Raw genomic sequence first — 13,736 nt, 5'->3', positions numbered from 1 at the left:
TGAGATCGTGATTTTGTCTAGGCAGACACCGCCGCTCCAACCAAATTCAAATCAAGTGTTGCTTGGCCGCTGCACCCTCCGCGCGCAGAGGTCCCAAACTGGAACAAAGGACTCTCGCGGAGGTGGCGACTCGACCACAGGCGAGACAGTTTGCCGTTGACCGCGCGAGAGCGTGGGATTGAATCAATATCGGAACGGGGGAGGAAACGTTGACAGAGGTCACAGACGTAATCGTGGTCGGCGCCGGACTGGCAGGACTGGTCGCGGCAACCGAAATCGCAGACGCCGGCAAGCGCGTCATCGTCGTCGACCAGGAGGGCGAGCAAAGCCTTGGCGGGCAAGCCTTTTGGTCGTTCGGCGGATTGTTTCTGGTCGACAGTCCCGAACAGCGCCGGCTCGGCATCAGGGATTCGTTCGATCTCGCACTGCAGGACTGGATGGGCACTGCCGGTTTCGACCGCGACGACGACCATTGGCCGAAGCGATGGGCGGAAGCCTACGTCGCCTTTGCCGCCGGCGAGAAGCGCGACTGGCTGCGCGCGATGGGCCACCGTATTTTTCCGGTCGTCGGCTGGGCCGAACGCGGCGGCTATGACGCGATGGGTCACGGCAACTCGGTGCCGCGCTTCCACGTCACCTGGGGCACCGGCCCGGGCCTCGTCGAGCCGTTCGAACGCCGCGCACGCGAAGCACAAGGAAGCGGCCGGTTAACGTTTAGATTTCGCCACCGCGTCGACACACTCATGATGAGCAATGGCTCAGTCGAAGGCATAAGCGGGTCGGTGCTCGAACCCGATCATGTCGAACGCGGCAAGAGCTCGTCGCGCAAGGTGATCGGCGATTTCACGCTGCGGGCGTCGGCGGTGATCGTCGCCTCCGGCGGCATCGGCGGCAATCACGAACTGGTCCGGCAGAACTGGCCGACGCGCCTCGGCACGCCGCCGAAATTCATGATCTCCGGCGTGCCGGAACATGTCGACGGCCGCATGATCGGGATCACCGAGGCCGCCGGCGCGCGGCTGATCAACCGCGACCGGATGTGGCACTATGTCGAGGGCATCAGGAACTGGAACCCGATCTGGCCGCGCCACGGCATCCGCATCCTCCCCGGCCCGTCCTCGATGTGGTTCGACGCGACCGGCAAGCGGCTGCCCGCGCCGCTGTTCCCGGGCTCCGACACGCTCGGCCAACTGCACTACATCATGGGCACCGGCTACGATTATTCCTGGTTCATCCTGACCCAGAGCATCATCAAGAAGGAATTCGCGCTCTCCGGCTCCGAACAGAACCCCGACCTCACGGGCAAGAGCTGGCGCATGACGATCAAGCGCGCCACCAACAAGGGCGCACCGGCGCCGGTGGAAGCATTCAAGCAGAACGGCGCCGACTTCATCGTACGCGACAACCTCGCCGACCTCGTCGGCGCGATGAACGCGCTCGCCGGCAACGACCTGCTCAGGCTTGATCACATCAGGGCGCAGATCGAGGCGCGCGACCGCGAACTCACCAACCCCTATGTCAAGGATGCGCAGGTGATGAACCTGCACAACGCGCGGCGCTATATCGGCGACCGGCTGATCCGCACCGCGAGGCCGCACAGGATTCTCGATCCCGAACACGGCCCGCTGATCGCGGTGAAGCTCAACATCCTGACCCGCAAGACGCTGGGCGGCTTCGAGACCGATCTCGACTCGCGCGTGTTCGGCACCAACCGCGAGATCATCCGCGGACTATATGCCGCAGGCGAAGCCGCAGGTTTTGGCGGCGGCGGTGTGCACGGCTACCGTTCGCTGGAAGGCACCTTCCTCGGCGGCTGCCTGTTCTCGGGCCGCAATGCCGGCCGCGCGGCGGCGAAGGCGGTGGGCTGAGCGGCGCATCGATGCAAATAACGCAGTAGTCCTCGAGGCCCGAGCGCGCTAAGAAACCGCCGCCCCCATCAGGAGAACAACATGAGCATCCAGCGCTTCGAAACCGGACCTCGCATGAGCCAGGTCGTCGTCCACGGCAACACCGTCTATCTCGCCGGCGTCGTGGCCGGCAAGGCTGCCGGCAAGAGCGTGACCGAGCAGACGCAGGACATCCTCTCGATCATCGACGGCCACCTCGCCAAGGCCGGCACCGACAAGTCGAAGCTGTTGTCCGCCACCATCTACATCACCGACATGAAGACGTTCGGCGAGATGAACGCGGTGTGGGACGGCTGGGTCTCGGCCGGCAACACGCCGGCACGCGCCACCGTCGAGGCCAAGCTCGCGGCGCCGCAGTACAATGTCGAGATCATGGTCGTCGCGGCGAAGTAAGTCGTCCGACCGCTTGAAATACGCCCCGGATTGCCCGCACGATCCGGGGCATTTTCATGCGCGCCTCACGCGCTGATCGGCGCGGGCGACGTCGCCGATATCGGCTTCGAGCCAGCGCGCGATCCGCCGCCAGGAATGGCTCAAGACCTTGCGGCCCATGAACAGGCTGAGATGGCCGCACGGCTCGCACGCGCGCTCGAGCCACGCAGGTGGCGTGCCCAATAGCCGTGCCGTGGCGAATGCCTGATCGCGGGGAACAACGATGTCGTCTTCTCCCGCGAGGAGGAACGCCGGCACGCGCACCTCGGCGAGATCGATCCTTCGGCCGAGCGCGACGAAGCAGCGTGCCGCGATCTGGTTCTGCCGGAAAATCCGTTCGGTGACGTCGAGATAATATGCCCCCGGCAAATCCAGCGTTGCGCGGTCCCAGTCAAGGAAACGATCCAGCAGCCGCTTCGCCGCGTCCGATCCATTGCCGAGATTCCGTTGCAGCACGGCCTCCACGTCTTGCTGAGCGAACGGCGGGGTCCAAAGCCGCAGCATATGCTCGCCGCTGACGATGCCGTCACCTTGCTGCACCATCTGCTCGAAAGCCGGCTGCGGCAGCGCGGCCACCATCTTCGAGAGCTCCGATGGCGCGGAAACATCGACAGGTGCGCCGGCGAGCACGAGCCGCCGCACCTTGCCGGGAAATCGCGCGGCATAGACCAGCGACAGCCACCCGCCCTGGCACAGGCCGACCAGATCGACCGGCGCGCCAATCTCGTCGATCGCAACGTTGAGGTCGGCAAGGTAGTTGTCGATCGAGAGGTGGCGCATCTGCGGCGTCGCCGAGCACCAATCGGTAACGTAGATGCGGTTCATGCCGCCTGCCTGCAGCGCCTCGACCAGGCTATGGCCGGGCGCGAAATCGGCGACCAGCGCGCCATGCAACGCATAGGGCGCGCAAACGAGGACCGGCTGCCCGGCCGAACCCGCTTTCGAGAACTCCCGCAACCGCATCGAGGCAAGTTGCAGCCTGATGGCATTCGGCGTCGTCCATGCCAGCGGCACCCGGTCGGGCGCCGCCGCCGGCTTCCGACCGGCAAACAATTGCGCGTAGCTGTCGAGCGCAAGCCTCGTGGCTTCCAGCGGCCACAGCCATGCCTGCTGCGCCCAGTCGGCGCCCGTATGTTTTGGCGTCCTGGTTTCTTCCGTCATCGATCATCCCACGACGAGGAGGATGGCCGCGGCACAAGCCGCAGCGTTTTCCTCCGGGAACCGGCGAGGTCGAGATCGTGCTTTTACGCCAGATCGGGTGCTGGGCACAGCCCGATCATGGGTCGCGGTGCGGCCACGGGTCGCACAGATCCGTCATGCCGCCCGAGATCCCCTTGGCTTCGATCAGCCGATTTTTCTCGGGAACCTCTCGGCCGCCGCTGCATCCAACCCCAATACCCTGCTATTGGTGGACGTCATGCGCCAGGCCCAGATACCGAACACCGCTCCCCTCGCGACCAGCGACGCCGAACTGGTGCGCCGCGCCCTTGCCCGTGACGAGGCAGCGGTGCGCGCCATCATGCAGGCGAACAACCGCAAGCTCTATCGCCTCGCCCGCGGCATCCTGCGCAATGACGCCGAGGCGGAGGACGTGGTGCAGGAAGCCTACGTCCGCGCCTTCACCCATCTGGAAAGCTTTCGCGGCGATTCCAGCCTGTCGACCTGGCTGTCGCGGATCGCGATGAACGAGGCGCTCGGCCGGCTGCGCCGGGCGCGGCCTGCCGTGGACATCGACGCGCTGCCGCCGGGCAAACTCGAAGCAGAGATCATCCAGTTTCCCCTCGCCACCTCGGACGACCCGGAAAGATCCATGGCCCAGCGTGAAATCCAGGCTGTCGTCGAACACGCCGTCGATGAACTGCCGGAGCCGTTCCGTCTCGTCTTCATCACCCGCGTGATCGAAGGGATGAACGTGGAGGAGACCGCCGAAATTCTCGGGCTGAAGCCGGAGACGGTGAAGAGCCGCCTGCACCGCGCCCGCACCATGCTGCGCGACATTGTCGAGCGGAAAATCGGGCCTGTGGTGATGGAGGCGTTTCCGTTCGCCGGCCGGCGCTGCGAGCGGCTGACGGACGCCGTGTTGAAGCGGCTGGATTACTAGATTCAGGCCCCGAGCGCCACAACAAGCATTTTTCCCGGAACCTCCGCGCACCTCCACCATCCAACACCTGTGCATCAACAACGCGCGGCCCGCCGCGCCACAGGAGTTCAGACATGTTCATTCGTTTGAGCGCGGCGGTCGCCGCGTTGAGCCTTCTCGGCAGCCCGGCGCTGGCGCAGGGCGCAAAACCCACCGATCCGCAGATTGCGCACATCGCCTATACCGCGGGGGTCATCGACATCAACGCCGCCAGGCAGGCAATTACGAAAGCCAGCAACAAGGACGTCAAGTCGTTCGCGCAGGACATGGTGCGCGACCATGAGGCCGTGAACAAGCAGGCGCTCGACCTCGTCAAGAAATTGAAGGTGACGCCGGAGGACAATGACACCAGCAAGACCCTGTCGAAGCAGGCCGCAGCCAAGCTCGCCGAACTCGACAAGCTGAAGGGCGCCGAATACGACAAGGCGTATGTCGCCAACGAGGTGGCCTACCACAAGGCCGTCAACGGCGCGCTGGAGACGCAGCTTATTCCCTCCGCCAGCAATGCCGAACTGAAGAGCCTGCTGCAGACCGGCCTGAAGATCTTTCAGGGCCACCAGCAGCACGCCGAACACGTCGCCGCCACGCTGAAATAGGGGGATCGCGATGCGCCGGGAATGCTATCTGCCTGTCGCGGCTGCGCTGCTGTTCGGTTCGATGGCAGTCGCGGCGCAGGCGGCGACGATACAGATCACGACGACCGATCTGGTGTTCGCGCCATCAGAGGTTTCGGCCAGGGTCGGCGACACCATCGAATGGATCAACAAGGACGTGTTGGCCCACACCGCCACCGCGCGCAACGGTGACTTCGACGTCATGATGCCGCCGAAGAAGACCGTGACGTCGGTGCTGAAGAAGGCCGGCACGATCGAATATTACTGCCGCTTTCATCCCAACATGAAGGCGGTGCTGACGGTCGCGCCATGACGGGGGCCGCGGACAACAATGGCATCAGGACCGCAGCACCAGCCGCACCGCCGGGAATACAGGGCAATTGCCGTGGCTTGGCGCCGGGGCCGTCCCTGTCATTCCTGTATCCGCAGGCGCGCTCCGAACGAACTTAAACCACGCGGGGCCGCGCTGCCGCCGGTGTTTGCGTATCCTGTGGGGCCGCAGCACGCAGACGTTCTGCATGGAATCTCGCGACGCCGTCGGCTGGATAATCGGAAAGAAATGCCAGGACAGCCTTCAGCGCAATTGCGCGCGGCCCCTGCTCCATCTTGTTCCAGACCTCGTCCCAGCGCCTGCACAGCGTCAGCTCCGAATCCGGGGCATCCGCCCGCTCGCATCGAAGCTCGGAAATCGTGACCGGCTCCGCAAAGCCCTTCGGCCGAATTCGGTCTACGGTTCGAAACAGGTAACGGGATTCGGTTCGCGCCCTGATGGCCGCGCTGGCCAATATCCGCGTGCTGTAGTTCTTGTTCAGGTTCTCCAGCCGGGCAGCCAGATTGATCGATGCCCCCAACGCCGTGTAGTTCATGCGGTCGGACGAGCCTACATTACCTACGACGGCTTCACCGCAATGCAATCCGAAACGGGTTGAATACGGCGGCCAGCCCTCGCGCTCGAACATGCCGTTCAATTCCCCGTTCCTGCGCAGACAGGCAAGCACCGCGGCGCACGCATTCGTCGCGTGCTCGGCATCATCAGCCGGCGCATTCCAGAACGCCATGACCGCATCGCCGATGAACTTGTCGATCGTGCCCTGGTGGCCCATGATGGTGTCGGACAGAGCGGCGAAGTACCGCGATGTATAGATCATGACCTGCGAGGGATCGGCCTTTTCCGTCAGCGCCGTGAAGTCGGCCACATCCGTAAACAGCACGCTGATCTCACGGCGCGTTCCGCCGAGACTCAGCGATGCGCCGGATTCGACCAGTTGCCGGACAATCTGCTTGGGCACGAAACTCGAGAAGTTGCGCACGACCGTTCGCATCGTAAAGACCGAGCGAGCGAGGTCGTCGATCTCGGTGATACCGGACCGCAATCTCGGTCTTTCTGCGATCTTGAAGCGCTGGATCTCGTCGGTTTCCCTTGCCAACTGCCGCAACGTTCCGGCCAGCAGCGCCCCGATCCAGAACGCAAGCGGCAGCATGGCCGCAACAAATGCGACCGCCAGCGCAAACAGCGTCCGCCTTTCGGCGATGATTTTCGAATAAAACTCGTCGAGCGCGGCAATCGCCGCAAGCTTGATGTTGGCGGGGCCTGCAGTCTCGATCTTCTGGAATGCCGCCACGAAGATTCGGCCCGACTTGTCGGACAGGATATGGTGGACTTGGCCGCTTCGCTTCAGCTCCTGAATAGCATCGGAAAGGCCTGGCAGATTGATGGCTTCGATCCGCGGGAGTTCTTCGCTCGCGCCTTGGAGTCCCTTCATCAGGTCGCCCATTCGGGGGTGAGCAACGATCCGGCCCTCATCGTTGAACAGGAAGGCCATCCCCGATTTTCCCAGCCGCTGCTGGTTCAGCAGCACTTCCAACCGGCTGAGCAGGATGTCGCCGGCAATTACGCCGCGACGGCCTTCCTTGAGCGGCTTCCTCAGCGTGTAGCCCGGCAGACCTGTCGCGAAGAAGACATAGGGGCCCGTGAGAAGGGTACCTTCGCCCTTGAATGCCTCACCATACCACGGCCGCTGCCGCGGATCGTAATTTGCAGGTCCAGGCCTTTCAGCAACAGGAATGAGCTTGTCGGACAGGAAGGTGGTGACGGCCTCGTGCGCACCGGCGCCGGTTCGCGTCATGACAACCAGGCGGAAAGCAGCATCCTCGGTTACGTTGAGGCTTTCACGAAACACCGGACCGGCACGGTCGATCATGTCCAATTCCAGAAACGAGCCATCCTGATATCCGACATAGAGATTGAACAAAGGCTCGTTGTTCCGCAGCATTGCCGCCATCAAACCATAGAGCGGAGAATTGTCGTCGATCTGCGCGGATTGAACGGGCGGAAGCGCGCTCAGGAGATCGAGGCAGTCCCGCACGTTTCTGAATTGGGAATCGATCCGGTCCGCTCCCAATTGAGCGACCTTGTCGATGAAGGCGCCGGCGGCCGTCCGGGTGATGGCGGAAACGCGTTCAAAGCTCAGATAGACCAGCGCCAATCCGACAAGCAGCACCGCGGCGATGAACACCGTGACGATCGATGATCGAAAGCCGATCCGAATCGGCTTCCTGCTCGTCGAACCGGAGGAGGTCATTGCAACTCGCCGGCTCCTGCCTCACGTCGTTGATGAAGTACTGCCGCTCCCTGCCCTGGTCTGCACAATCGGATTCTCGCGCAGGAATGTATGCAAGGACGATTGCGACTGCGCCACCTCCATTGAGAAAATACCGATGCGCAGATTAAGCGAATGTTGCGGTTTCCAGGAGGTTTGTCCCTATCCGCGTCCGTTTTGTGGCTTGAACATGAAAGCTTACTTAGATGCCCGTTTTATGCCTCCGAGCAGACGATCCGGGACGTGCATTGGGTGCCTGCACGTGAGGTGTCAGATCACCATGTCCACTTCGTGCCAGATCCTGTGCAACGAGCCGCTCACCGCCCGCCAGGACCGACGCCACGTGCGCCGAGGTCACTGCGATGCTGCCGTCATCACGCTGGAAAGCAGGCGCCACCTCCCGACTGCGTGCGAGTTCCGAACGGGGGCGAACGATGGGTCGCTGTCCACCCATCGAACTGCTGATGATGCCACAAGCGAAGCGATTGGAGCGGGCGAAGGGAATCGAACCCTCGTATGCAGCTTGGGAAGCTGCCGTTCTACCATTGAACTACGCCCGCGGGGTCGCTCTTTGTATCGAGCATGACCTTGTCGGAAAACCGGCGACCGCTTTTCCGGATTATGCTCGCCATGCTTAGCTGACCTCGCGCCATTCGCCAAGCTGTTCCGTTGGCTGCCCCATCTCGCTGTTAACTTCTCGCAAAATTCGGGATGCGCGTTTAACGTTTGGCGGGGCCATCTCGAAGCGTCGGCTGCTATCGATCGAAGGCGCAAGCCAGATGCCCGGCAGGACGCTGTTCGACATTCTGCTGCCGGTTGCGCCGCGGCGCGTGCACGCTTAAGTAGGCGGGATGATCGCGACCACGCTGCTTGAACGCAAATCGGTATCCGTCTTCAACTTTCGCTGCACCGCGGGACCGGGCGACAAGCCGTACGCGGAGCAGCATGGCGGCCACTCGATCTCCTATGTGCGCAAGGGCAGTTTCGGCCTGCGCAGCCGCGGCAGATGCAGCGAACTGGTGGCCGGATCGGTGCTGATCGGCCATCCCGGCGACGAATATACCTGCACCCACGAGCATGTCTGCGGCGACGAATGCCTGTCGTTCTTCTTCGCCCCTGAAGTGGTGGAGACGATCGGCGACAGCAAGGCGCCCTGGCGGATCGGGTCCGCGCCGCCGCTGCCGGAGATCGTCGTGCTGGGTGAACTGGCGCAATCGGCAGCAGATGGCAGCAGCGACATTGGCCTCGACGAGATCGGCCAGGTGCTGGCGAGCCGCCTGGTCGAGGTGGTCTCCGGCACGCCGCGAAAATCCGGCCCCGATGCCGCGCGCGACCGCCGCCGCGCCGTGGAAACCGCGCTGTGGATCGACGCCAATTCGCACCAGCCGATCAATTTGGAAGATGCCGCCGCGCAGGCCGGGATCAGCCCGTTTCACTTCCTGCGGCTGTTCTCGCAGGCGCTCGGCGTCACGCCGCATCAATATCTGGTGCGCTCGCGGCTGCGCCACGCCGCCCGCCGGCTCACCGAGGACGACAGCCCGATCACCGAGATCGCCTATGACGTCGGCTTTGCCGACCTCTCCAATTTCGTGCGCACCTTCCATCGCGCCGCCGGCGTCGCACCGCTGAAATTCCGCCAGGCCTCGCGCGGGATGCGCAATATTTTCCAAGAACGGCCGGCGCTGCACTAGCTAGGTTTTCTCCAGGCCGCGCGCTTTCGCGGCAGTTCTGACTGGAGAATATCATGTACGACCACATCGGATTGCGCGTCGCCGACCTCGACGCCAGCGTGCGCTTCTATGCGGCGGCGCTCGCGCCGCTCGGCTTCGAATTGTGCTCGCGCGACGATTCCGGCGCGGGCTTCGGGCCGAAGGGCGCGCCAGCGCTCTGGCTGCATCTGCACAAGGGCAAGGCCGGCACCGGCGCGCACGTCGCGTTCCGCGCCAGCGACCATGGCGCGATCGAAAAATTCCACGCCGCGGGCCTGAAAGCCGGCGGCCGCGACAATGGCGGCGCGGGCCTGCGCGCCGATTACAGCCCGACCTATTACGCTGCGTTCCTGATCGATCCCGACGGCAACAATGTCGAGGCGGTCTGCACGTAGAGCCGCGGTCCTCTCGTCGTCATTGCGAGCGAAGCGAAGCAATCCATCTCACCGCTTGCGGAGACATGGATTGCTTCGTCGCTTCACTCCTCGCAATGACGAACTCCCTGGCAATCACACCCCAACAACGGACTCATCACCATGGCTTCCATCCACAAAGAGATCACCATCGACGCACGACCCGACGACGTCTGGGACGCGCTGCGCGATTTCGGCGCACTGCATACGCGGCTGGTGCCTGATTTCGTGACCGACACCAGGCTCGACGGCGACGCGCGGATCGTCACGTTTGCGAACGGCACGGTGGCGCGCGAAATCCTCGTCGACTGCAACGAGGCGCGCAGGCGGCTGGTCTATGCCATCGTCAGCGAGCGCATCAAACAGCACAGCGCCTCCGCGCAGGTGTTTGCCGAGAGCGACGGCCGCACCCGCTTCGTCTGGATCGCCGACGTGCTGCCGAACGAGATCGCGCCTTACATGGACGGGCAGATGGATCTCGGGCTCACCGCAATGCAGAAGGCGCTGGGCCGCACGACCAGTGCCTCCTCGTAACGACGGCCGCTACAGCAACGCCGCCCGGGCCACCGGAACGGCGCGTTGCTTCGGCCCCCAGCGCGTCACGACCACGCTGAGGCAGGACAGCGCGCCGAGCAGTATCATCGACGACGACGCCAGCACGAAGAACTGCTGTGCGGTGGCGCCGCGCGACTGCAGCCACCAGCCACCGGCGCTGATGAACAGGAGCCGCGCGGTTTGCGCCAGCACCGGACCGATCACCTTGGCCGCGCCCTGCGATGAGAAATAACAGGTGGTGGCGAGGCCGAGGAAGGCATACATCGGCGCCGCCGTGGACAGATACTGCCGGCTCGCGGCACGCACGCTCGCATCGTCTGTGAACAGGTTGACCCAGATGTCGGGGAATACGGCGATGAAGCTTGCGAATGCGCCGACCGAGACGAATGCGACGACGCCTGCGATCCAGCAGATCCGGCGGGCGCGCGCGATGCGTTGCGCGCCGATCGACATGCCGACCATCGGCACCGTGGCAATGCCGACGGCGAATGCGATCGAGGTCAGCATGAATTCGAGCCGCGCGCCGATGCCGTAGCCGGCGAGGATTTCGGTGCCGAAACTCGCCAGCATGTGCGTGAAGATGCTGATGGTCAGCACCGACTGCAACGGCGAGAAGCAGGCGATGGCCCCGACTTTCAGGATGTCGAAGAACATCGGCATCCGGATGCGAAGGCCGCGGATTTTCGGAATCACGCGCCCGCGCCCCGAAAACAGATACCAGGCCATCACGGAGATGCTGATCAGGTAGGCGATCAGCGAACCGGCCGCGACGCCGCGCATCCCGAATTGCGGAATCGGGCCGAGCCCCAGACCCAGCGTGCCGCCGAGGATGATCTGGCAAACGGCCGACGACAGCATCAACGCCGACGGCAGCTTCATGTTGCCGGTGCCGCGCAAGATGCCCGACATCGTGTTCATCAGCCACGGCAGAACGGCGCCGCCGAAGAATATCTGCGTGTAGGCGACCGCCTGCGTCAGCACGTTGCCGCGGCCGCCGAGCAGTTCGAGCAGCGCCGGACCGAAGATCAGCATGCCGAGCATGAAGACCAGTCCGAAGCAGAGGCCGATCAGCAGCGCGTGCGAGGCGAGCGTCGAGGCACGCTCGATGTCGCCGGCGCCGAGCGCGCGCGCGATCGCCGAGGCCACGCCGCCGCCCATCGCGCCGCCCGACATGGTCATGGTGAGGATCACCGTCGGGAACACCAGCGCCATCGCGGCCAGCGCCTCGACGCCGAGACGTCCGATATAGGAGGTCTCCGCGATCACCACGCAGGTGCCCGCGGTCAGCGCGATCACGTTGGGCCAGGCCAGCCACAAGAGGGTGCGCAGGATCGGTCCGTCGAGCAGCGCATTCCTCGCCGGCGGTTGCGGCGGCGGAAGCGGACGCTCCTTTTCGTCTACCGGAATTTCGGCAACGCCGAGATCGGACATTTCAGCTCCCCGCGCGCGGTCTGGCGTGCCGCGGCGCGCTGCTTCCTAGCATGTCGGGGGGTGATTCCGCGTGCAAGGCGCGCAATGGCGCCCTGCGGGATTGCAGGCGGCGGGCTCGCCGGTCGGCGATGCAACGAATTTTCCCGGCCGCGACGCGCCATTTCACGGGGATTTCATGCCCCCACTCGAACGTTCGGGGCTATGACGCATCTTACGGCCCCTTGGGGAACCAGCCATGCGCAAGCACATCCTCCTGGCCATGGGCGTCGGCGCCTTGGTGCTGCCGCTTGCCGCCTGCAACGATCCCAAGGATACGGCGACCGTGGCGCAGAGCTACGGCCCTTCGCCCACCCTGCCGCCGCCCGAACATTCGCGGATTCCGACGGTCAACATCGCCACGGTCAACCGCTGGCACGAGGGGGCCAAGCCGGTCGCCGCCGATGGCATGACGGTGGCCGCCTTCGCGACCGGGCTCGATCATCCGCGCACCGTCTACACGCTGCCGAACGGCGACGTGCTGGCGGCCGAGAGCAACGCGCCGCCGAAGCCGGACGACAGCATCATGGGCTTCATCTACAGGCAGGCGCAGCGCTGGGCCGGTGCCGGCAGGTCGAGCGCCAACCGCATCACGCTGTTGCGGGACGCCGATGGCGATGGCGTCGCGGAATTCCGCAGCGTGTTCCTGCGCGACCTGAACTCGCCGTTCGGCATGGTGCTGGTCGGCGAGGATTTCTATGTCGCCAATACCGACGGCATCATGAAATTCCCCTATCACGAGGGCGACACCAGGATCACCGCGCCTGGCGTGAAGCTGGCGGACTTGCCGGCCGGTACGCTGAACCACCACTGGACCAAGGACCTCACCGCCAGCCCCGACGGCAGCAAGCTGTATGCGACCGTCGGCTCCAACAGCAACGCCGCGGAGAACGGCATCGAGGCCGAGACGAATCGCGCTGCGGTGCTGGAGGTCGATCGCGCCAGCGGCCAATGGCGCGTGTTCGCATCGGGCCTGCGCAATCCGAACGGGCCGTCCTTCAATCCGAAGACCGGCGAGCTCTGGGTCGTCGTCAACGAGCGCGACGAACTCGGCAACGACCTCGTGCCCGATTACATGACCTCGGTGAGGGATGGCGCGTTCTACGGCTGGCCCTACAGCTATTTCGGCGATCACGTCGACACCCGCGTCGAGCCGCGGCGGCCCGACATGGTGCAGAAGGCGATGGCGCCGGATTACGCGCTCGGCGCGCACACGGCCGCGCTCGGGCTTGCCTTCAACACCGGCAATCTGTTTCCGCAGCAGATGCAGGACGGCGCCTTCATCGGCCAACACGGCTCCTGGAATCGCAAGCCGCGCTCCGGCTACAAGGTGATCTTCGTGCCCTTCAGGGACGGCAAGCCGTCGGGCGGGCCGCAGGACGTGCTGACCGGCTTCCTCAACGACAAGGGCGATGCGCAGGGCCGCCCGGTCGGCGTGCGGCTCGACAAGCGGGGCGCGCTTCTGGTGGCAGACGACGTCGGCAACACGATCTGGCGGGTGACGCCGGCGCCGACATCGGCTTCGCGGTAGGTGCCATGTCATTGCGAGCGCAGCGAAGCAATCCATCGCGCGGCACAACGGATGCATGGATTGCTTCGTCGCTTCGCTCCTCGCAATGACGAAGGGCTACACGCGAAAGTGCTTGCTCAGCTTCAGGCCCTGCGCCTGGTAGTTCGAGCCGATGCGCTGGCCGTACATCGCGTCGGGGCGCGACAGCATCTTCTCGTAGACGAGGCGGCCGACGATCTGGCCGTGCTCGAGGATGAACGGCACCTCGCGCGAGCGCACTTCGAGCACCGCGCGCGCGCCCTTGCCGCCTGCGCCGGCATAGCCGAAGCCTGGGTCGAAGAATCCGGCATAGTGGACGCGGAATTCGCCGACCAGCGGATCGAACGGCA

At 64.5% G+C, this 13,736-nt stretch carries 13 protein-coding genes and 1 tRNA gene; 9 read left to right on the top strand and 5 right to left on the bottom strand.

Translation table 11 applies throughout. The annotated features are described in order from the left end of the window. Positions 1 to 209: 209 nt before the first annotated feature. Positions 210 to 1,868: an FAD-binding dehydrogenase gene (locus V7E26_RS17055; RefSeq protein WP_324418074.1), complete on the top strand. Its 1,659-nt coding sequence runs from the start codon at positions 210 to 212 to the stop codon at positions 1,866 to 1,868. A gap of 81 nt (positions 1,869 to 1,949) precedes the next feature. After that, entirely contained in the window at positions 1,950 to 2,300 is a 351-nt protein-coding gene (locus tag V7E26_RS17050; protein WP_324418072.1) for a RidA family protein, read from the top strand. Positions 2,301 to 2,354: 54 nt separating this feature from the next. Here the strand turns inward: V7E26_RS17050 and V7E26_RS17045 are convergent, their stop codons facing one another. Next, positions 2,355 to 3,500 carry an alpha/beta fold hydrolase gene (locus tag V7E26_RS17045; RefSeq protein WP_324418070.1) on the bottom strand — a complete coding sequence of 382 codons (1,146 nt, stop codon included), beginning with the start codon at positions 3,498 to 3,500 and terminating at the stop codon, positions 2,355 to 2,357. Positions 3,501 to 3,756: 256 nt separating this feature from the next. On the opposite strand from V7E26_RS17045, the gene V7E26_RS17040 reads away from it, so the two are divergent. The 3 genes from V7E26_RS17040 (at position 3,757) to V7E26_RS17030 (ending at position 5,406) form a co-directional block, all read left to right on the top strand. Further along, positions 3,757 to 4,440 (top strand): RNA polymerase sigma factor, encoded by a 684-nt coding sequence (locus V7E26_RS17040; protein WP_324418112.1) that lies wholly within the window; start codon positions 3,757 to 3,759, stop codon positions 4,438 to 4,440. Between the two features lie 113 nt (positions 4,441 to 4,553). Beyond that, positions 4,554 to 5,075: a DUF4142 domain-containing protein gene (locus tag V7E26_RS17035; protein ID WP_324418068.1), complete on the top strand. Its 522-nt coding sequence runs from the start codon at positions 4,554 to 4,556 to the stop codon at positions 5,073 to 5,075. A gap of 10 nt (positions 5,076 to 5,085) precedes the next feature. Next, complete coding sequence (locus tag V7E26_RS17030; RefSeq protein WP_324418066.1) at positions 5,086 to 5,406, top strand: cupredoxin domain-containing protein; 321 nt, start codon at positions 5,086 to 5,088, stop codon at positions 5,404 to 5,406. A 133-nt stretch (positions 5,407 to 5,539) separates the two neighbouring features. On the opposite strand, the gene V7E26_RS17025 is transcribed toward V7E26_RS17030, so the two are convergent. Further along, on the bottom strand, positions 5,540 to 7,609 hold the full coding sequence (locus V7E26_RS17025; RefSeq protein ID WP_324418064.1) for an adenylate/guanylate cyclase domain-containing protein: 2,070 nt from the start codon (positions 7,607 to 7,609) through the stop codon (positions 5,540 to 5,542). A gap of 570 nt (positions 7,610 to 8,179) precedes the next feature. Next, positions 8,180 to 8,253 (bottom strand) — tRNA-Gly (locus V7E26_RS17020). Between the two features lie 291 nt (positions 8,254 to 8,544). Between V7E26_RS17020 and V7E26_RS17015 the strand changes: the two genes are divergently transcribed. The 3 genes from V7E26_RS17015 (at position 8,545) to V7E26_RS17005 (ending at position 10,349) form a co-directional block, all read left to right on the top strand. After that, positions 8,545 to 9,384 (top strand): helix-turn-helix transcriptional regulator, encoded by an 840-nt coding sequence (locus tag V7E26_RS17015; protein WP_324418062.1) that lies wholly within the window; start codon positions 8,545 to 8,547, stop codon positions 9,382 to 9,384. A 53-nt stretch (positions 9,385 to 9,437) separates the two neighbouring features. After that, complete coding sequence (locus tag V7E26_RS17010; protein WP_324418060.1) at positions 9,438 to 9,797, top strand: VOC family protein; 360 nt, start codon at positions 9,438 to 9,440, stop codon at positions 9,795 to 9,797. Between the two features lie 141 nt (positions 9,798 to 9,938). Continuing rightward, on the top strand, positions 9,939 to 10,349 hold the full coding sequence (locus V7E26_RS17005) for an SRPBCC family protein (RefSeq protein ID WP_324418058.1): 411 nt from the start codon (positions 9,939 to 9,941) through the stop codon (positions 10,347 to 10,349). Positions 10,350 to 10,358: 9 nt separating this feature from the next. Here V7E26_RS17005 and V7E26_RS17000 read toward each other — a convergent pair whose 3' ends face one another. Further along, positions 10,359 to 11,801, bottom strand: coding sequence for an MATE family efflux transporter (locus V7E26_RS17000; protein ID WP_324418056.1), 1,443 nt, complete (start codon positions 11,799 to 11,801; stop codon positions 10,359 to 10,361). Between the two features lie 235 nt (positions 11,802 to 12,036). On the opposite strand from V7E26_RS17000, the gene V7E26_RS16995 reads away from it, so the two are divergent. Then, positions 12,037 to 13,368 (top strand): PQQ-dependent sugar dehydrogenase, encoded by a 1,332-nt coding sequence (locus V7E26_RS16995; RefSeq protein WP_324418054.1) that lies wholly within the window; start codon positions 12,037 to 12,039, stop codon positions 13,366 to 13,368. A gap of 96 nt (positions 13,369 to 13,464) precedes the next feature. On the opposite strand, the gene V7E26_RS16990 is transcribed toward V7E26_RS16995, so the two are convergent. Continuing rightward, the coding region (locus V7E26_RS16990) for a dCTP deaminase domain-containing protein (protein WP_324418052.1) at positions 13,465 to 13,736 on the bottom strand (272 nt) is incomplete at its 5' end.

The organism is Bradyrhizobium sp. (assembly GCF_036735945.1).
GTDB lineage: Bacteria > Pseudomonadota > Alphaproteobacteria > Rhizobiales > Xanthobacteraceae > Bradyrhizobium.
Note: the sequence above shows the minus strand (reverse complement) of the source record. Positions and strands in the feature narration are given on the sequence as shown.